This window comes from Massilia sp. TWP1-3-3, from assembly GCF_049897805.1.
Classification (GTDB): Bacteria; Pseudomonadota; Gammaproteobacteria; order Burkholderiales; family Burkholderiaceae_D; genus Telluria_A.
Genome location: NZ_JAFCWX010000001.1, coordinates 111016 through 130798, shown reverse-complemented (window position 1 = coordinate 130798; position 19783 = coordinate 111016). Strand labels below are relative to the sequence as shown.

Below are 19783 nucleotides of genomic sequence, written 5' to 3'. Positions count from 1 at the left end.
CAAAGACCATGATCAAACATTCCTGTCTCATCGCCGCCGCCGCGCTGCTGCACGCCGGCGCCGCCTCCGCCGCAACTGCCCCCACCGCTGCCGTCAGTGCGCCACTGGCCGACTGGCCCCGCATCCGCAGCGCCGTCCCGCCCGACGCCAGGCTTGAAGCGCAAGTCAAAAAAATCGTGGCCGGCATGTCGCTGCGCCAGAAAATCGGCCAGATGACGCAGCCCGAAATCAAGTCCGTCACGCCCGACCAGGTCAGGGAGTTTTACATTGGGTCGGTCTTGAATGGCGGCGGCAGCTGGCCGAACGGGAACAAGTACGCCACGCCGGCCGACTGGGTCGCGCTGGCCGACAAATACTACGACGCTTCGATGAGCACCGACATGGCGACCAAGGTACCGGTCATCTGGGGCATCGACGCCATGCACGGCAACAGCAATGTGTACGGCGCCACGCTGTTCCCGCACAATATTGGCCTGGGCGCGGCGCGCGACAAGCTTTTGATCCGCAAGATGGCCGCGGCCGTGGGCCAGTCGGTGCGCGCCACCGGCATCAACTGGGTGTTCGCGCCCACGCTGGCCGTGGTGCGCGACGATCGCTGGGGCCGCACCTACGAGAGTTTTTCGGAAGACCCCGCACTGGTGAGCAGCTACGGCGGCCAGTACGTGAGCGGCCTGCAGGGCAACCTGAAAGGCGACGCCAACGTGGTGGCCACAGCCAAGCACTTCATCGGCGACGGCGGCACCGACCAGGGCAAGGACCAGGGCGTGAACAAGGCCGGCAAGGCCGAGATGATCAAGCTGCACGCCCAGGGCTATTACAGCGCCCTGGCGGCCGGCGCGCAGACGGTGATGGCGTCGTTCAACAGCTGGAACGATGTGGCCGGCGGTGTCGATTACGGCAAAATGCACGGCAGTAAAGCCTTGCTGACCGATGTCCTGAAAACGAAAATAGGCTTTGACGGCATGGTCGTCTCCGACTGGAATGGCATTGCCCAGGTCCCCGGCTGCACCAACGACAGCTGCCCGCAGGCGATCAACGCCGGCATCGACCTGGTCATGGTGCCTGACGACTGGAAGGCCTTCATCGCCAACACCGTCAGGCAAGTGGAAGCCGGGGAAATTCCGATGGCGCGCATCGACGACGCCGTGGCCCGCATCGTGCGCGTCAAGCTGCGCGCCGGCTTGTTCGGCAAAAAGCCTTCAGCAAACCCGTTTGCAGGCAAGCCGGAGGCGCTGCAGGCGCGCGCGCTGGCGCGCCAGGCGGTGCGCGAATCGCTGGTGCTGCTCAAGAACGACGCCGGCGCGCTGCCGCTGGCACGCGGCAAGAAAATCCTGGTGGTCGGCAAAAGCGCCGACAACCTGTCGAACCAGAGCGGCGGATGGAGCCTGACCTGGCAGGGCACCGCCAACCGGAACAGCGACTTTCCCAACGCCGACTCGATCCTGAAAGGCATCCAGGAGGCAGCGGGCGCGGCCAACGTCACCTACAGCGAAACGGCGGCGGGTGTCGATGTGGCAGCGTTCGACGCGGTGATCGCGGTCATCGGCGAGACGCCCTATGCGGAGGGCGACGGCGACATCGGCCCATCGGGCACGCTGCGCCACAGCGCGCGCCATCCTGAAGACCTGGCGCTGCTGCAGGCCGTGGCCGGCAAGGGCAAGCCGGTCATCACGGTGCTGGTGGCGGGCCGCCCGCTGTACACCAACGACCTGATGAACCTGTCGGACAGTTTTGTCGCCGCCTGGCTGCCCGGCACCGAAGGCAAGGGCGTGGCCGACGTGCTGTTCAAGGGAGGCTATGGTTTTACGGGCAAGCTGTCGTTCTCGTGGCCCAAGGCCGTCTGCCAGGGTTCGCTCAACGTGGGCGACAAGGATTACGCGCCGCTGTTCGCTTACGGCTACGGGCTTGATTACGCGAGCCGCGTCAAGGTCGGCCAGCTGGACGCGGCATTTGCCGACGGCGGCTGCGGCGTGACCAATATGTACCCGGTCTTTCACCAGGCCGACCGCGCCACCTGGCCCTTGTACGCCGTCAGCGGCGCGCAGCGCACCGCCCTGGGACTGGACGTCAACAGCGTGGCTACCGTGCCCAATCTGAAAGTGGAAACCACCCAGGTCAACACCCAGCAAGACGGCAAGCAGGCCACCTGGACCGGCCCCGCGCGGCTCGAGGCGCATGGCGCCAGGGCGATCGCCCTGCCGGCCTTTGCCAGCGTTGACGGCGCGCTGCAGTTCGATACCATCGTCAGCGCCGCGCCAAAGGGGAAGGTCACCGTGTCAATTGGCGCCGCTGCGCTTGACGTGACCGGCGTGTTTGAACGCCTGGCCGGCAAGCAGAAGCAAACAGTGCGCATTCCCTTGGCATGCTTTAGCGCCAAGGGCGCCAACCTGGCCAGCATGGATACCCCGTTCGCCGTTGACAGCGAGGCCGCCTTCACGGCCGCTTTCGCCAACATCCAGATCGTTGGCGGTGGCGCCAAAGAGAAGGATGCCTTGACTTGCGCGGAGGCCAAATGAACCTCGACAATGTGCGCTTTTCCGATGGTCCGCGCCTGCTGGCCGACGTCGGCGGCACCAACGCGCGCTTTGCCATCGAAACGTCGCCGCGACAGTTCGACGCCGTTGCGGTGCTGCCGTGCAGTGCGTTCCCGAGCCTGGGCGCGGCCGCCGCGGCGTATCTGAACAGCGGCGCGGCCAGTGCCCATGCGGGCGCGGTTCGCCATGCGGCGATCGCCATTGCCAACCCGATCGACGGCGACGCCATCCGCATGACCAACCATACGTGGAGCTTTTCGACGGCCGCTCTGCGCAAGGAGCTTGATTTGTCCACGCTGCTGGTGGTGAACGACTTCACGGCGCTGGCGATGGCGCTGCCGTACTTGCGCTCGTCGCAGCGTATCCGGGTGGGCGGCGGCGTCGAGCTGCCGGGGCGCACCATCGGGCTGGTGGGGCCGGGCACCGGCCTTGGCGTGTCGGGCATCGTGCCGGTGGACGGGCGCTGGGCGCCGCTGGCCAGCGAGGGCGGGCACGCCAGCTTTGCGCCCGCCGACGATATTGAAATCGCCATCATGCAGCAGCTTTGGCACGACTTCGGACACGCCTCGGCCGAACGGCTGCTGTCGGGGCCCGGGCTGGAACTGATCTACCGCGTCATCTCGGGCGGCGCCTTGGGGGCGGCGGCCATCACCGAACGCGCGCTGGCCGGCCAGGACGCCGACTGCCTGCGCACGGTCGACTGCTTTTGCGGCGTACTCGGTTCGGTTGCGGGAAATGTCGCCTTAACCCTGGGCGCGACCGGAGGCATGTATATTGGCGGGGGCATCGTGCCGCGCCTGGGCGCACTGTTTGCGCAGTCGCCGTTTCGGGCGCGCTTTGAGGCCAAAGGGCGCCTGCAGAGCTACCTGGAAAAAATCCCGACGTACCTCATTACCGAGCAGTACCCCGCGTTCCTCGGCGTGTCGGCGATCCTGTCCGAACAACCGGCGCACCGGCATTAAAACACCCAACGGAGACTTCACTACATGGAACACATTTCACAGCCGGGCGCGCTGCGCAGCAATTACGCGGAGCAGGGCAGCACCACCGGGCCGCTCATCATCGTCACCATCCTGTTTTTCATGTGGGGCTTGCTCACATCGATGAACGACGTGCTGATCCCGCACCTCAAATCGGTCTACACGCTCACCTACGTGCAGGCGATGCTGGTGCAGTTCTGCTTTTTCGGCGCATATTTCGTGGTGTCGCTGCCGGCCGGGATATTGATCAAGAAAATCGGCTACCAGAAGGGCGCCGTCACCGGCCTGATGATCGCCGCCGCCGGGTGCGCGCTGTTCTATCCGGCCGCCACGTCCGGCTATGGCCTGTTCCTGCTGGCGTTTTTCGTGCTGGCCTCGGGCATTACCATCTTGCAGGTGGCGGCCAATCCGTATGTCACTGAACTGGGCAATCCGCAGACGGCGTCGAGCCGGCTGACGCTGACCCAGGCCTTCAATTCGCTGGGCACCACGGTCGGTCCGCCGCTGGGCGGCATGCTGATTCTGGGCGGCGTGGTGCTGAGCGTGACCGAGCTGGCGGCGCTGCCGGCGGCCGAGCAGGCGGCGTATCGCGCCAAGGAAGCGGCGATGGTCTCGGGTCCTTACCTTGCCCTGGCGGCGGCCTTGATGGCGCTGGCGGTGCTGTTTGCGCTGGCGCGCCTGCCCAAGATCACCCACGCCGAGCCGGTCAGCAGTGTGGCGGCGGCGCAAGGCAAGCCGTCGGCGCTGTCGCACCTGCACCTGTTGCTGGGCGCGGTCGGCATCTTCCTGTATGTGGGCGGCGAAGTGAGCATTGGCAGCTTCCTGATCAGCTTTATGGGTGATCCGTCAATCGCCGGACTGCGCTCAGACAGCGCAGCCAACTACGTGGCCTATTATTGGGGCGGGGCCATGGTGGGCCGCTTTATTGGTTTTGCGGTCATGCGTTACGTCAGCCCGGGCAAGGCGCTCGCCTTCAATGCGGCGTGTTCGATCGCGCTGATTTTGATTGCCATTTTTGGCTCCGGCAAGGTGGCGATGTATGCCATCCTGGCGGTGGGCCTGTGCAACTCGATCATGTTTCCGACTATTTTCAGCATGGCGCTCAACAAACTCGGGCCGCTGACGGGCCAGGGTTCGGGCATCCTGTGCATGGCCATCGTGGGTGGTGCGCTGGTGCCCTTCGTGCAAGGCTTCGTGGCCGATACGGTCGGGCTGCAGATGTCGTTCCTGGTGCCCGCCGCCTGCTACACCTTCATCTTGTTCTATGGGCTGAAGTTTGCGGGGATGTACAGCAAGCCCTAAATTCTGACGCTCAGGTGAAAGCAATGATTTCCGACTGGGAATCATTGCTTTTTTCGTTTTGGGGCGTGGCACGCCAACTGAACTTGGTGGCGACACGCGTTGTCAAAAAGTTGACACCATCCCCAACCCGAACAGGAGAGTGAAATGCTGAAAACCAAATTAGCCAGAGGCGCGCTGGCGATCTCGGCCGTTGCGGCCTTGTTTGCCGCGCTCGCGGTCCAGGCGCAAACGGGCGGCGGCAGCGCCGGGTCGACGGGCGCAGGCCAGTCCGGTACCGGCCAGCCAGCCGGGCAGCCCACTGCGGGCCAGGAGGGCAGCCATGCGGGCATGCACAGTGGCAAGCAGACTGGAACGCAGAGCGGCACCCAGAGCGGCGCCCAGAGCGGAACTCAGGCAGGCAGCAGCACGGCAAGCGGCGCTGGCACCATGGGCGGCGCGGCACCGAGCCGGGCCGACCAAAAACTGATCAAGGACATGGCTATGGCCAACCTGGCCGAAATCGAAGCTGGCCGCATGGCGCAAGGAAAAACGCAAAGCGATCAAGTGAAAAGTTTTGCGCAGCAAATGATTGACGACCATACCAAGGCATTGGGCGAAGTGCAGCAGCTTGCGCAAGCCAAGGGCGTGGCGCTGCCAACCGAGCTCGACCGCATGCACAAGCGCAAGGCCGAACGCATGGCCGCGCTGTCCGGCGACGCCTTCGACCGCGCCTACATGGCTCAGGCAGGGCTGGCCGACCACAAGGCCACCCACAGTCTGCTGCAAAAAGTACAGTCGCAGGCCAAGGATCCCGACGTCAAGGCTCTGGCCGCGCGCACCATGCCCGTTGTCGATCAGCACTTGAGCTCGGCGCAGCAGTTACACAAGGATACGGCGCGCGGCAGCAGTCGCACCCAGGGCAATACCGGTGCCTCGTCCGACAAGACCGACAAGACCGACAAGGCCGACAAGACCGACAAGACCGACAAAAAATAGGCACCCAAAGGCCAATGGGCGTTGCAGGCAGGTTCAGGCGTACGAGCGGGGCGGTCAGGCTACAATGACCGCTCCATGCAAGCCATCCTCGCCACGACTTTCCCGTTTTTTGCACTTGTGCTGTGCGGCTATGTGGCTGTGCGCAGGCACATGTTGCCGCAGCTTGCCATTCCGGGCATGAACGGCTTTGTGCTGTACTTCGCGCTGCCATGCCTGCTGTACCGATTCGGATCGACCACGCCGCTGGCGCAACTGCTCGATCCGGGTGTGTTCGGCGTATATTTGCTGTGCGCGCTGGTCATGGTGGCACTGGCGGTGGGGTTTGCGCGCGTGCGCGGCGTAGACTGGAATAATGGCGCCTTCGGAGCGCTGGTGGCGGCGTTTCCCAACACCGGCTTCATGGGCGTGCCCTTGCTGGTGGCCCTGCTGGGGCCACGCGCGTCGGGACCGGTCATCGTCACCATCACAATCGACCTGCTCATCACCACATCGCTATGCATCGCCCTGTCGCGACTGGGGCAGGGCGGCAGCGGCACGGCTTTGCGCCACGCCTTGGCGGGCGTGCTGCGCAATCCCATGCCATGGGCGATCATGCTCGGCGCGCTCGCTTCGGGTATGGCGATCACGCTGCCGGGGCCAGTCAACGGCACGGTTGCCTTGCTGGCGGGCGCGGCGTCGCCCGTTGCGCTGTTCACCATTGGCGCCGTGCTGGCGCGCTCGCAAATGCAGGCCGCCGGACCGGCTGCCTGGCCTTCTGCCGGGTCTACTGCCGCGTCCACTGGCGGGGCATCTTCCTCGTCCACTTCCTCGTCCACCTCCTCGTCCACTTCCTGGTCCGCTTCTTGGTTCGCTTCTTGGTTCGCTTCTTGTTTCGCTTCTTGTTTCGCTTCTTGTTTCGCTTCTTGGTCCGCCTCCCGGTCCAGCCGCTGGTCGACTGTCTGGTCCCACGTCGTCCCGTTCGCGCTCGCCAAGCTGCTGCTCCATCCGCTGCTGGTGTTCGGCGCCGGGCACGCCGCAATTGCCGCCGGCGCGCCGCTCGACCCGTTTGCGTTCAAGGTGCTGGTGCTGGTCGCCTGTTTGCCAAGCGCGAGCAATGTGGCGCTGCTGACCGAACGCTTTGGCGCCGATACCGGCCGCGTAGCGCGCATCATCCTGGTCTCGACGGCACTCTCGTTTTTCAGCTTCTTGGCAGCCGTTGCAATATTGTCATGACTAGCGGTGGATGTTTGTGAAATAATAACGTCCGAACGCCGGGCTGTGCCGGTATTGACAGGGAAATCACGTGTTAGAGATGTTTGTAATGGACGCGCAGTTGGCGCAGTGGGAGGCGGCGCTGCCGTCCCTGCAGGATGGCGCGCGCCTGCACCTGATGGTGCGCCTGGCGTGGCACTTGCGCCAGCGCGACGTGACGCGCGCGCGCAGCCTGGCGCATGCCGCCGGCGAACTGCTCGCGCTGCTGCCCGAACCCGAACGCAGCCGGGCCGAAGCGCGCCTGATGCTGATTGAAGGCGAAGCCAAATGGCTGTTCGGCGAGCATGATGCGGCGCGTGCGCTGGCCGACCAGGCCTGCATCGAATTCGACCAGCAGGGCGACGCCATCGGCAGCGCCGACGCGCGCTGGCTGCGCGCCTGGCTCGAAATCGACCGCGGCAATGCCGCGGTCGGCGAACACGAACTTGCCAGCGCCGGCGGCTACGTGCGCCAGTCCGGCGACCCGCTGCGCATCGAAGTGTTCGACGCCGGCGCCGCCGTGTTCGCGTGCTACGTCGACCTGGGCGCCGCCACCGAACAATGGGCCGTCCGCTTTGACGCGCGCGCCAGTGGCGCCCACCTGGCCGTGAATGGCTGGATCCGCGACTACCAGGGTTCCAGCGCCTTTCAAGGGGGCGACTTCGGCGCCGCCGTCGGCCCGCTGACGCAGGCTTACGAGGCGGCCCGCGCGACCGGCCAGCTGCGCCGCGCGATCAACCTGGCCAGCAATATCGGCAACGCCTTGATCAACCTGAACGCGCAGGAAGCGGCGCTTGAATGGATGCAGCGTGGCCTGGAGCTGGCGCGCACCACGCACTGGCCCATCAGCGTAGGGCTGGCCCTGATGCAGACGGCGCAAACGCTGCGCCAGCTCGGCCAACGCGCCGCCGCGCTGGCGCTGCTCGATGAAGCGCTGGTCACGCTCGCGCCGCTGCCGCAGGAACGCGCCTACGCCATCGCGCTCGAATACCACGGCGACCTGGCGCTCGACGGCGGCGACTACGAACGCGCGCTGGAGAGCTTCCACAAGCTCGAAGAGCGCGGCGTGGCGCTCGGCCAGCTTGATTTTCAGAGCGGCGCGCGGCGCGGCCAGGCGCACGCGCTGTCCAGCCTGAACCGGCCGCAGGCCGCGCTGGCCAAGGCCGACGCCGCGCTGGCGCTGGCGCGCGAGCATGACGACACCTACAACCAGATCGCCGCGCTGACGGTGCTGGCGCTGATCCACACGCGCCACGCACTGCCCGCGCCCGACCCCATGTTCGGCCCCAACGCCGCGCTGCATTTCCTGCGCCAGGCCATGGCGGTGGCCGCGACCATCGACGGCTACAGCATACCGGCCGACTTGCTCGACGCCGTTGCCAGCGAATACGCCGGCGTGGGCGAGCATGCGCGCGCTTATGAAGTGGCGTTGCAGGCCAGCGCCGCGCGCGAGGCGGCCCACCTGCAGCAGGCCGCCAACCGCGCCGCCGCCTTGCGCGTGCAGCATCAGGGCGAGGCCGCGCGCAACGAAGCGGCGCACCAGCGCGGCATTGCCGCCGCCGACGCCTTGCGCGCCGAAGTGCAGCGGCAAACCAGCGCCACGCTCGAACATCTGGTGGCCATCGGCCAGGAGATCACCACCCATCTTGAGGCCAGCGCCGTGTACCGCGCGCTCGCGCGCCACGTGCACGGCTTGCTCGATGGCGCGCACCTGTCGATTTTCGTCGTCGAGGCCGACGGCGACTCGCTCAGCTGCGCTTACAGCATTGACGACGGCAGGCCGGCTTCGGCCGCGCGCCTCTCGCTGACCGGTCAGGGCGGCGAGGCGGCCCGCTGCGTGCGCGAGCGGCGCGAAATTCTCATTGAGCGCGTTCTCGCTGAGCGCGTTCTCACTGAAAGCGACGGGGCGCAAGGCGAACAGGCGCCCGTGCTGAGCGAGCTGTTTGCGCCGCTGCTGATCGGCGAACGCGTGCTGGGCGCGATGACGGTGCAGTCGCAGGCCGCGCACGCCTACGGCGAACGCGAACGGTTGATCTTCCGCTCACTCTGTTCGTACGGCGCCATCGCGCTCGACAACGCCAACGCTTACCGCCAGGTGGCGGCCACCTTGACAACCTTGAGCGCCACCCAGGCGCAGCTGGTGGAAAAAAATCTCGCGCTTGAAAAGGCTTACCAGGCGCTGGAAGAGCTCAGCCTCACCGACCAGCTGACGGGCCTTCGCAACCGCCGCTTTTTCCTGCAGCACGTGGAGGGAGACGTCGGCATGGCGCTGCGCCATCATGACGATCCGCTGCGCAGCACGGCCAACGACGAGCACTGCGGGCCTGGGCGCGACATGGTGTTCTTCATGGTCGACCTGGATCACTTCAAGGACGTCAACGACGTGCACGGCCATGCCGCCGGCGATGCGGTGCTGGTGCAGATGCAGGAACGGCTGCGTGAAGTGTTCCGCGAGTCGGACTACCTGATCCGCTGGGGCGGCGAGGAATTCCTGGTGCTGGCGCGCGCCACGCACCGCGACGACGCCAAGGTGGTGGCCGAGCGCATCCGCCAGGCCGTGGCCAAGCGTACGTTCGTGCTGGCCGACGGCACCGAGCTGGCCAAGACTTGTTCGATCGGCTTTGCGTGCTTTCCGTTCGTGCCCGAAGAGCCGCGCCTGCTGTCCTGGTCGGAAGTGGTGGAGCTGGCGGACCAGGCGCTGTACCTGGTCAAGCGTTCGGGGCGCGATGGCTGGGCGGGCATTTACGGCACGCCGGAAAGCCAGTTCAATGAGCTCTTTCCAAGGCTGGTCACGCAGCTGGCGCAAGCGGTGGCCGGTGGCGAAGCGAAGGTCGTCACCAATCTGGCGCATCTGGAAATGCCGGGCGCCCGAGAGTGGCGCGTGACGGAAATCGCGGCAACCACACCACATACCCCCCACCTGAAATTTGCATAAAAAACGGGCAAGGATGTCGTCATGCTTTGGGGGCCAGTAGCAAATATGATTAGCGATGCTCCGAGCATGAGGTCATTGGCGGCTGCTTGAGTTTCTGCAAGGAAATAATCTCGGACTCGTTATATGGTGGATCCGCGCTCATCGACCGATAGCGCATCACCCACCAGGGAGTCTGGAAGATGGCAACGTCGCAGCCGTGCGCATGTACGCACTTGAACGTCTCGCAAAAGAAAATGGTGTTCCTGTCGAGTTTTACGATCCCGAACGACAATACCGGCGGCCATAAATTCTATTATGACCGGCAGTTTAGCGCCCCATTTAGCGTACCGAAGGGTTGGTCGTTCGTCGTCACGGACATCACCGTCGCCGCCAGTCCCGTGTCCGGGCCGCTGCCCGATCCCAAGCGCTACATCCTTGCCATCGTCGCCTTTACCAACGGCGAGGAGCGCCATTTCGAGGCCTCCCTCCTGACCGACAACACCATGCACACGCCGTTGTCCGGCGCCTATGTGATCCCGTCCGGCCATACGCCCACGTTCAGGAATACGACCTTCTCGACGTCTCACGCGGAGGCGAAACTGATCGGGTATTTCGTGCCGGGCGACGGCCTGGGCCCCGGCGAACCGGCGTTCCCCGGCGCCGCCGCTGCGGCGACCGATGTGGAAGGTCAAGCACCATTGGCGCGCAAGGCGCCGATCGGCTAAAGCACGGCGCCGTCTGTTTCCCGGCGCTTGTATGCCGGGAAGCAGGCAGCGCACGCTGCGAGCAAGATGCAGGCAGGTGAGCACGGTCGTCAACCCGGCGCCATGGCAGTGCCGCAGCACCCGGCACGTGTATGATGGAACGTCGTCTCCGGCGCGCCGGGACGCTTGCCTACTTTGCCGAATCCATCATGATGAACACCACCCGCACCAGATCGCGCCGCACACGCCAATGGCGGCGCACAGTCTTGCAAGCGAGCTTGCTCGCTGGGCTTGGCGCTCTGGCAGCGCCCGATGCGCGGGCCGGCAAACAGGTCGTCGGGGGCGTGCAAGTGAACGCCTGTGAACAAATTCAAATGTTCAGGGGCCGGGTGGATTTTCACACTCCCTACACCCCGTGCCCCAACTGACAGGGCCGGGTACCGGTTCTCCGGCCCGGCTAAGCGCGCCGATACAGCGCCAACCCGGTATCGGCCGCCACCATCGCCTGATCCTGCGGCGTGCGATTCTGGCTCATCTTCCACTTCCCCTGCATCCTGCTCACGGGAATTTCAATCCCCACGATCGCCTGCATGATCTTGTCAATCCACGCGCGCGGCGCCTGATCCACCGTCCACGGTGCGGCGCGCGCCGCTTCGTGCGTCGCCGTCATCCGCTCCAGCAGCGCCAGCAGCCACTGTGCATCTTCCACCGCGCGCAGCCGTCCATGCGCATGCACCACCGCGTAATTCCAGGTCGGCACCACCTTGCCGCTGACCTGCTTTTCCTCGTACAGCGACGGCGACACATACGCCGACGGGCCCTGGAACACGACCATCGTCTCGCCGTCGTGGCGCCACAGGGGATTGGCGCGCGCCACGTGCGCGCGCAGTACGCCCAACGGCGCATCAAGCGTTGCCGGGCCCAGTTCAAACGGTATGTGGTCCGCTGCCAGCCCGTCGGCACCATTGACAATCACGGTTCCCAGCGGGTGCTGCGCAATCAGCTGCTGCAGCAGTGCCGGGCGGGTTTCATCGAAAGGCGGGGGTGAGTACATGGTTCAGGGTGCTCCCTTGATAAGGACTTCGGCTTTGATCGAATTGGCGATATAGCATTTCTGGTGGGCGCTGTGATGAATCGCGTCCAGTTCCGCCGCCGCAGGCGCGCGCTCGCCGCCGAACACGATCGCCGGCGCCAGCGTAATGCGCGTGATCGCCATTTTGCCTTCGCCATTCCGGTCCATGAGGCCCACTGCCTGGTCGCAGTAGCTGTCCACGATCAAGCCGCGCTGCGCGGCGATCGACAGGAAAAACAGCATGTGGCAGCTCGAGACCGCAGCCACCAGTGCTTCTTCCGGATCGAGCGCGCCGGGGTCCGACATCGGCAGCGCCACCGAATGCGGCGAGGACGAGGCCGGTACCGTCAGCCCGCCATCGAAACGCCATGCATGCGCGCGGCTGTAGCGGTTGTCGGCAAACGGCTGCGCGCCGCGTTCCCAGGCAATGGTGGCAACAAATTGCGTCATGGCGGCTCCCGAAAAAGATAAGTGACAGTCATCTTACGATGCGCTTTGGCTTGTTCAAATAGCCAATTTGAGCGAATATGGAAAGGCCAATGAATACTGCCGAACTCTTCGCGTCCTTGACGCTTGACCGCAATGCCGCCGCGCCGCTGTTTCGCCAGCTGTACGGCGCCGTCAAGGACGCCGTGCTGCGCGGCACGCTCAGATCAGGCATGCAGCTGCCGCCCACGCGCGAACTGTGCCGCCTGATGGGCGTCTCGCGCCAGACCGTGCTCAATGCCTGGGACCAGCTGATGGCCGAAGGCTACCTCAGCGGCACCGTCGGCAAGGGTACCTTCATCGGCAGCCAGTTGCCGGTGGGCGCGCGCACGCCGGCGCCGCGCGGCCTGATGCGGCCCCTGTCGGCGCGCGGGACCAACTACGCCGGCGCCATGAAGTACGTCGGCTACCACCAGGGACCGGTGCGCGCCTTTCGCGCCAGCATGCCGGGCCTGGACCTGTTCCCGTTCGACGTCTGGAGCCGGCTCGAGGCGCGCCGCTGGCGCCGGCCCGACCACCACATGGGTTACAGCGACCCGGCCGGCTACGCGCCGCTGCGCGAGCTGCTGTGCGTGTACCTGCGCGCCGCGCGCGGGGTCAACTGCACGCCCGGCCAGATCATCATGACTTCCGGCTCGCAGCAGGGCCTGTACCTGCTGTGCGCGCTGCTGCTCGACCCGGGCGACAAGGTGTGGGTCGAGTCGCCTGGCTACCAGGGCGCCAGCGCTCCCTTGTTCGCGATGGGCGCGCAAGTTTGCACGGTGCCCGTCGACGAACAAGGGATGGATGTCGCCTATGGCGTGGCGCGCTATCCGGATGCGAAGATGGTGCTCTCGACGCCGTCGCACCAGCTGCCGCTGGGGGTGACGATGTCGCTGCAGCGCCGCCTCGAATTGCTGCGCTGGGCCGGCGCCAACGGCGCCTGGATCATCGAGGATGATTACGACAGCGAGTACCGCTACACCGGTCCGCCGCTGGCGTCGCTGCAGGGCCTCGACAGCGCCGACTGCACCGTGTACGTGGGCACGCTGTCCAAGGTGCTGTTTCCGGGACTGCGCCTCGGTTACATTGTGGCGCCGCCGGCGCTGGTTGAACCCATCGTACGGGCCAAGGCGGCGCTCGACCGCCACAACGCGATCGTGCCGCAGATGGTGCTGGCCGACTTCATGGGCGAAGGCCATTTCGCGCGCCACATCAAGCGCACGCGCGAGGCTTACGCCGAGCGGCGCTGCGCGCTGCTGGACGGGATTGCCGCGCGCCTGGGCGACCAGCTGCGTTGCGGGCCGGCCGATGCGGGGCTGGACCTGTGCGTTTTTTTCCAGCGCGCGCTGGACCAGGACCAGGTGGCGCGCATGGCGCTCGAGCAGGCGGTGGAGGCGCGGCCGTTGTCGTACTACGCGAGCCGCGTGGCCACGCCCGAATGCGCCACGGCGCCCGGGCTGTTGCTCGGTTTTTCATCGATCAAGCCGGCCGAAATCGCGCACGGCCTGGACGTGCTGGAAAAGGTCTTGCGCGCCGCCGGGAAGATTCAGGTTTGACCCGCGCGCCGCGCTTGCCGCTGCGCCTGAATTTTTTCCCCTACGATTTTCAGCCGGCCGCGCAGGCGCTATACTGCGCCCATGACGACCATCCGCTGCTCCTGGGCCAATCCGGCCAACCCGCGCTACCTCGACTACCACGACACCGAGTGGGGCGTGCCTTGCCACGACGAGAACCGCTTGTTCGAAATGCTCAACCTCGAAGGCGCGCAGGCGGGCCTGAGCTGGGAAACCATCTTGAACAAGCGCGACACTTACCGCATCGCTTTTGACAACTGGGACGCTGAAAAAATCGCCTTTTACGGTCCCGACAAAGTGGCCGAACTGCTGTCGAATGCCGGCATCGTGCGCAACAAGCTCAAGGTGGCCGCCGCCATCACCAATGCCCAGGCCTACCTGCGCCTGCGCGCCGAAGGCGGCTTGCTCGACCAGTACCTGTGGGCATTTGTCGACGGCAAGCCGCTCTGCAACCGGTATACGTCGGACACGCGGCCGGCAACAACCGAGCTGTCGGACCGCATCTCCAAGGACCTCGCCAAGCGCGGCTTCAAGTTCGTCGGCTCCACCATCGTGTACGCCTACATGCAGGGCATCGGGATGGTAGACGACCACGATGTTGCCTGCTTCCGGCACGGCTGCAAGTAGCGCCATGGACTGGCAAGGGCGCGCGCAATTTACCGTTTTCGACAGCGACTACGGCGACGGCGAACGGTTTCGCACTTTGCTGCAACGCTGGCGCGATGACGGCGCGCGGCCGGCGCGCCTGCATTACATCGCGCTGCACGCTTCGCCCTTGCCCGGCTTTCGCCGCATCCCGCAGATGGACGCCGGCGTCACGCTCGACCTGCTGTGCGCCCCGCTTGACGAGGCGCTCGCGCAGCTCGATGCACGGCTCGACGCCATCACGCTGCACGCCATTGCCGGGACCAGCTTTGCGCGCGCCCTGGCGCGCCTGGCGGCGCCCGGCGCCCGGCTCACTGCCAGCGCGCTGACAACGGCGCAGGCGCACACGCTGGGCGGCGCCGGCTTTGCCTGCACCAGCGGCCCTGACGGCACCCTGCGCGCCGTGTTCACCACCCGCAAGCCGCCATCGCCGTGGATGCGCACACCAGAACCGCAGCGGCGCGCCATCGTGCTGGGCGCCGGCATCGCCGGCGCTGCCGCCTGCGAGCGCCTGTGCGCGCGCGGCTGGCACGTAACGCTGGTCGAGCGCCATGCGCAAGCGGCCAGCGAGGCATCGGGCAACCAGGCCGGCATTTACATGCCGCTGCTCTCGCAGGACGACAATGTCATGACGCGCCTGTCGCGCGCGGCCTTTCTGTATGCGCTGGCGTATTGGGATACCTTGGGCGGTATCGGGCCTGGGGCGCGCATCCATGGCGCCGCCTGCGGCGTGCTGCAGCTGGCGCGCGGCGCGCAGCACGCCGGCGTTCAGCGCGCCATCGCCGCGCGCCATGGCTATCCGTCCGAGTACGCGCAATGGCTTGAAGAGGGCCCCGCCAGCGCGCTGTTGGGCAGCGCCGCGCCGGACGGCGCCTGGCTGTTCCGCCAGGCCGGCTGGGCGCAGCCGGCCAGCGTGTGCGCGGCCATGCTGGACGCCTGCGGTAGTAGGCTGGTGCGCCGCTTTGGCGCGGGCAGCGTGCGCCTGGTGCACGGCGCCGGGCAATGGTCGGCGCTGGACGCATCGGGCACGCTGGTGGCCAGTGCGCCGGTCGTCATCGTTGCCAACGGCACCGGCGCGCGCCACTTGGCGCAAACCGATGCGCTGCCGCTGGCCAGCGTGCGCGGACAAGTCACCTACCTGGCTGAAGGCGCCTTGCCGGCCTTGCCGTTTGTGCTGTGCCGCGAAGCTTACCTGACGCCTGCAGTCAAGGGCTGGCACAGCCTGGGTGCGAGCTACGACGCCGATCCCGATCCGGCCTTGCGCCAGGCCAGCCAGCTTGAAAACCTGGTCAAGATCGGTTCGATGCTGGACAACCCGGCGCTGGGCGGCGCTGCGCCGCTGGCCGGGCGCGTGGGCTTTCGCTGCGTGGCCCCGGACCGCTTGCCGCTGGTGGGCGCGCTGCCGCAGCAGGACGACGGCGCGCGCATCGAGCGGCTGCGCCAGGTGCCGCGCCAGAACGGCCTGTACGGCTTGCTCGGCTATGCCTCGCGCGGCCTGGCGTGGGCGCCGCTGGCAGCCGAGCTGCTCGCTTCGCAACTGGACGGCGAGCCGCTGCCGCTGGAAGCCGAACTGACTGCCGCGCTCGATCCGGCACGCTTCCAGGTGCGTGCGCGGCGTCGCCTGTGACAGAACTCGTGATACAACACTCGTGATACAGCACTCGTGATACAACACCCGTGATACAACACTGCAAGCAGATTCAAACGAATCGGCCGGCGAAGCATCGTATAATTGGCTTGCGGCAACTTTTCTGTTCCGCTGCCACGGGAGACTGGGAAAGATGGACGATACGCCGAGCTCCGGAGAGCTTTTTCTGTTCCTTGCGTCCACCGCGCATGACATGAAAAATTCCATCAGCGTCCTGTCGGGCACGCTGGAAACGCTGATCGTGGGCGCCTCGCCCGAAACCGAGTCAGCCTATCCGCAGATGGCGCACATGCTGTACCAGACCAAGCGCCTGAACGACAACCTGATCCAGCTGCTGGCGCTGTACAAGCAGGTCGGCAAACCCGAATACCCGTTCGACATCCAGCCGCTCGAGTTGGGCAACCTGATGGAGCAGGTGGTCGCGGCCGAGCGCGTGCTGCTCACCTCCAGGGGCATCACGCTGGTCACCGATTTCGATCCCGCGCTGATCTGGCACTTCGATGAAGACTTGATCATCGGCGTGCTCGGCCACGCCATCAACAATGCCGTCAACTACACGCGCGACACGATCCGCCTGGCTGCGGTTAAGGTCGGCGACTGTCTTGAAATCCGGGTCGAGGACAACGGCACCGGCTATCCGGCCGCGATGCTCGAAGCAGGCGTGTCGGCCATGCAGGGCAAGCGCGCGGGCGTGAACTTCCTGACCAACAGCACCGGCCTGGGGCTGTATTTTTCCAGCGAGGTGGCCAAGATGCACAAGCACCGCGAGCGCAGCGGCAGCTTGCGGCTCGAGAACGGCGGCGCCTTTGGCGGCGGCTGCTTTGTACTGACTTTGCCATGAGCGAGGCGCTCAAGCTGAACGCGTCGCTGGCCACGTCCAGCCAGCATATCGACTGGTCGGCCAAGAGCTATCTGATCGTCGACGACTTCATCGGCGTGCGCCAGCTGCTGCGCGAGTCGCTGCGCAACCTGGGTGCCAAGAACGTCGACCAGGCCTCCAGCGGCGGCGAGGCGATGGCCTTGCTGGTGCGCACCCGCTACGACGTGGTGCTGTGCGATTACAACCTGGGAGAAGGCAAGAACGGCCAGCAGGTGCTGGAGGAAGCGCGCATGCGCAACCTGCTGATGCCCAGCAGCGTGTGGCTGATGGTGTCGGCCGAAAAAAGCACCGAATCGGTCATGGGCGCAGCCGAGCACCAGCCCGACGCCTACCTGATCAAGCCGATCACCGAAGGCGTGCTGCTGACGCGCTTGAACCGCGTCTGGCACAAGAAGCAGGTCTTCAAAAAGATCGACCAGGCGTATGCCAAGAAGGATTTCCTGCGCGCGGCGAAAATGTGCGACGAGCAGATGGGGCAGAACAAGGTGCACGAGATCGACCTGCTGCGCATGAAGGCGCACCTGATGCTCAAGAGCGGCGAGCCGGGCAAGGCGCGCGAAGCGTACGAACGCGTACTCAAGGAGCGCGAATACCAATGGGCGCGCGCCGGACTGGCCAAGATCCGCATGGCCAACGGCGAATTCGATCAGGCGCGCCAGATTTTCCAGGCCGTGATCGCGGATAACCGCTATTACATGGACGCCTACGACCAGCTGGCCAAGGCTTACACCGAGATGGGGCAGGCCGAAGAAGCCTGTACCATCCTGGAGCGGGCCGCGCGCCTGTCGCCCAATTCGGTGACGCGCCAGCGCGCGCTCGGCCAGGTCTCGCTCAAGCTGGGCAACGTGGGCATGGCGGAAAAGGCGTTCAGGAAGTGCATCGCGATCGGTGAATATTCGGTGCTCAAAAGCGCCGACCCTTACCTGGGCCTGGCGCGCGTATGCGGCCTGAAAAACGACACCAAGGAAGCGCTCGCGCTGTTGCTGACGGCGCAGCGCGAGTTCGCGACCGACCAGATCCAGCTGCGCGCCAAGATCACCGAAGGCATGGTGTATCACGAGAGCGGCGACTTTCGGCGCGCGCGCAAGGCCGGCGACGAGATCGAGGAAATGCTGGTGCGCGATCCGGTGCGCCCGGATACGGCGACCTGCATGGAGACGGCAACCTTGCTGTTTGCCGTGGGCGTGAAGGAGACGCCGGTCGACTTGCTGTGCTACGTCATCAAGAACAACCACGACAACACGGTGCTGCTCGACGATGTGCAAAAAGTGTTCGACAAGGCACGCATGAGCGACGAGGGCGTTGCGCTGATCAAGGCGTCGAAGAAGGAAGCGTCGGACCTGATGAACCAGGGCGTGTTGCTGTGGAAGACCGGCAAGCTGGCCGAGGCGGTGCTCTGGATGCGCGATGCGCGCGCGACATTGCCCAACAATATGCGCATCTTGTTCAATGCTGCGCAGATCTTAATTTCGCATTTGCAGCAGCTTGGTTACGATGCGGCGCTGGCCGACGAAACCACTGAGGTATTGCTGCACGTGGACAAGGTGATGCCGGGCCAGCAGCGCTTTGCGCAACTGATGGAACAGCTGGCGTCGCTGTCCCCCAAGAGCGATGAAGAGGCGGGCACGGCCGCGTGATAGGGAAACCAGGCCGCCCAAGCGAATCGACACGGCTTTGCGCTGCACCCAACAAGCGACTTCAAAGCGTCGTATTTATTACGCTGCACGCCGGTTTTCTTCGTCTGAACGCATGCTAGTGGTAAACTGCAAGTTACGCGGGATATTCCGCATTTCATCAGGAAAAGGGACGTACATGCGCGACATCGCAAAGGAAGTCTACGAAAAGATGAGAGTTGGTAACAGTGCGTGGATCAAGCCTGTTGCCGCCAAGGGCGATACGGTGCCCGCATTTCAGGCAGTGCATGAGCAAGCCAAACAGATGGCGGAAGACGGGCTCATTTCCATCTCCAGGGTCGAGCGCCAGGACGATGGCTTGATCGACGCCATCCGCATCCAGCGCCTGGCCTGACCAGGCCAGCGCGGCCGGTCGTATTTCTGGCGTACTTCGGGCGTACTTCGGGCGTACTTTTTAATCAGTTCAACTAGCGTTCTTGCCAGCTCTGGGCTTGCTTGCCCGCGGCTTGGCTTCCACTTTGGCCTTCGCCTCGGGCATTTCGGCCGCCTTCCCACCTTTGCCCGGTTTTCCCGCCGCCCCGCTCGAGGCCGCCGTCAGCTTGCCTGCCGCGTCCAGCGCCTTGGAAGTGGCGTTGGCCATGGTGTCCGACGACATCGCGGTGGTCACTGCCTGTTTGAACTGGTCTTGCAGCAAGTTCCACCACAGGGCGGGATTGGCCAAGGGCGGTACCGCTGGCGCACTATCGCTGGTTGGCGCGGGCGCGGGCGCGGCCGCGATTTTCGGTTCCGGCTTGGGCTCCACGCGCGCTGCGGGTTCGGCTGCCGGCTGGGCAAAGAATGCTGATGCGTAAGGTGCGGCTGCCAGCACCGATTTTTCGTTCGCGCCCGGTTGCTTGACGGCGTTCGAGAGTGCCGCGCCCATCGATTTGAGCGTCGCGATCGTGCCGCGCTGCACTTCGAGGGCTTGGATCGTGCCGCGCAACATGGCGACATTGACGTTGAGCCAGGATTCGACCGCCTTCAGGTCGGCAATTTTTTTGTCCAGCTCGTCAACCGACATGGTTGGCGCGGCCATGCCTGGAATGCTCATGCCGGGCACGCTCATGCTGCCCCACAGGTTCTTGACGAAATCAAGGGTGTCAGTCACGGCAGCGACGCCAGGAATGTTTGGCATTTGCGGTTTCAGCATGAGGGTCTCCGATGTGTGAAGCATCAGCGTAGCA

At 65.4% G+C, this 19783-nt stretch carries 16 protein-coding genes; 13 read left to right on the top strand and 3 right to left on the bottom strand.

The genetic code is table 11. The annotated features are described in order from the left end of the window. Positions 1–8: 8 nt before the first annotated feature. From ACP7D4_RS00600 to ACP7D4_RS00570, 7 genes are all read left to right on the top strand, one after another. The gene (locus ACP7D4_RS00600) at positions 9–2516 is read left to right on the top strand and encodes a glycoside hydrolase family 3 N-terminal domain-containing protein (RefSeq protein WP_426207506.1); all 2508 of its coding nucleotides are present in this window, start codon (positions 9–11) and stop codon (positions 2514–2516) included. Continuing rightward, positions 2513–3496, top strand: coding sequence for a glucokinase (locus ACP7D4_RS00595; protein WP_426103492.1), 984 nt, complete (start codon positions 2513–2515; stop codon positions 3494–3496). Before ACP7D4_RS00600 ends, ACP7D4_RS00595 begins: the two co-directional genes overlap by 4 nt. Before the next feature lie 24 nt (positions 3497–3520). Further along, positions 3521–4816: a sugar MFS transporter gene (locus ACP7D4_RS00590; RefSeq protein ID WP_426103493.1), complete on the top strand. Its 1296-nt coding sequence runs from the start codon at positions 3521–3523 to the stop codon at positions 4814–4816. Positions 4817–4960: 144 nt separating this feature from the next. Further along, positions 4961–5791: a DUF4142 domain-containing protein gene (locus ACP7D4_RS00585; protein WP_426103494.1), complete on the top strand. Its 831-nt coding sequence runs from the start codon at positions 4961–4963 to the stop codon at positions 5789–5791. A gap of 75 nt (positions 5792–5866) precedes the next feature. Beyond that, positions 5867–7003: an AEC family transporter gene (locus ACP7D4_RS00580; RefSeq protein ID WP_426207505.1), complete on the top strand. Its 1137-nt coding sequence runs from the start codon at positions 5867–5869 to the stop codon at positions 7001–7003. Between the two features lie 79 nt (positions 7004–7082). Next, positions 7083–9956 (top strand): diguanylate cyclase, encoded by a 2874-nt coding sequence (locus ACP7D4_RS00575; protein ID WP_426207601.1) that lies wholly within the window; start codon positions 7083–7085, stop codon positions 9954–9956. A gap of 179 nt (positions 9957–10135) precedes the next feature. Then, positions 10136–10660 (top strand): hypothetical protein, encoded by a 525-nt coding sequence (locus tag ACP7D4_RS00570; protein WP_426103496.1) that lies wholly within the window; start codon positions 10136–10138, stop codon positions 10658–10660. Positions 10661–11096: 436 nt separating this feature from the next. Here ACP7D4_RS00570 and ACP7D4_RS00565 read toward each other — a convergent pair whose 3' ends face one another. Continuing rightward, complete coding sequence (locus ACP7D4_RS00565; protein WP_426103497.1) at positions 11097–11693, bottom strand: FMN-binding negative transcriptional regulator; 597 nt, start codon at positions 11691–11693, stop codon at positions 11097–11099. 3 nt (positions 11694–11696) lie between these two features. Beyond that, complete coding sequence (locus tag ACP7D4_RS00560; RefSeq protein ID WP_426207504.1) at positions 11697–12161, bottom strand: OsmC family protein; 465 nt, start codon at positions 12159–12161, stop codon at positions 11697–11699. A gap of 89 nt (positions 12162–12250) precedes the next feature. Here ACP7D4_RS00560 and ACP7D4_RS00555 point away from each other — a divergent pair, with 89 nt between their 5' ends. The 6 genes from ACP7D4_RS00555 (at position 12251) to ACP7D4_RS00530 (ending at position 18954) form a co-directional block, all read left to right on the top strand. Continuing rightward, positions 12251–13735 carry a PLP-dependent aminotransferase family protein gene (locus ACP7D4_RS00555; protein ID WP_426207503.1) on the top strand — a complete coding sequence of 495 codons (1485 nt, stop codon included), beginning with the start codon at positions 12251–12253 and terminating at the stop codon, positions 13733–13735. 81 nt (positions 13736–13816) lie between these two features. Next, positions 13817–14380, top strand: coding sequence for a DNA-3-methyladenine glycosylase I (locus tag ACP7D4_RS00550; protein WP_426207502.1), 564 nt, complete (start codon positions 13817–13819; stop codon positions 14378–14380). After that, positions 14349–16025 carry an FAD-dependent 5-carboxymethylaminomethyl-2-thiouridine(34) oxidoreductase MnmC gene (mnmC, locus tag ACP7D4_RS00545; RefSeq protein ID WP_426207501.1) on the top strand — a complete coding sequence of 559 codons (1677 nt, stop codon included), beginning with the start codon at positions 14349–14351 and terminating at the stop codon, positions 16023–16025. Before ACP7D4_RS00550 ends, mnmC begins: the two co-directional genes overlap by 32 nt. Before the next feature lie 154 nt (positions 16026–16179). Further along, positions 16180–16887: a sensor histidine kinase gene (locus ACP7D4_RS00540; RefSeq protein ID WP_426103502.1), complete on the top strand. Its 708-nt coding sequence runs from the start codon at positions 16180–16182 to the stop codon at positions 16885–16887. Next, complete coding sequence (locus ACP7D4_RS00535) at positions 16884–18563, top strand: tetratricopeptide repeat protein (protein WP_426207500.1); 1680 nt, start codon at positions 16884–16886, stop codon at positions 18561–18563. The genes ACP7D4_RS00540 and ACP7D4_RS00535 overlap by 4 nt, the downstream gene beginning before the upstream one ends. A gap of 175 nt (positions 18564–18738) precedes the next feature. Beyond that, positions 18739–18954, top strand: coding sequence for a hypothetical protein (locus ACP7D4_RS00530; RefSeq protein WP_426103504.1), 216 nt, complete (start codon positions 18739–18741; stop codon positions 18952–18954). A 69-nt stretch (positions 18955–19023) separates the two neighbouring features. Here ACP7D4_RS00530 and ACP7D4_RS00525 read toward each other — a convergent pair whose 3' ends face one another. Beyond that, complete coding sequence (locus ACP7D4_RS00525) at positions 19024–19749, bottom strand: PhaM family polyhydroxyalkanoate granule multifunctional regulatory protein (protein ID WP_426103505.1); 726 nt, start codon at positions 19747–19749, stop codon at positions 19024–19026. Positions 19750–19783 lie beyond the last annotated feature (34 nt).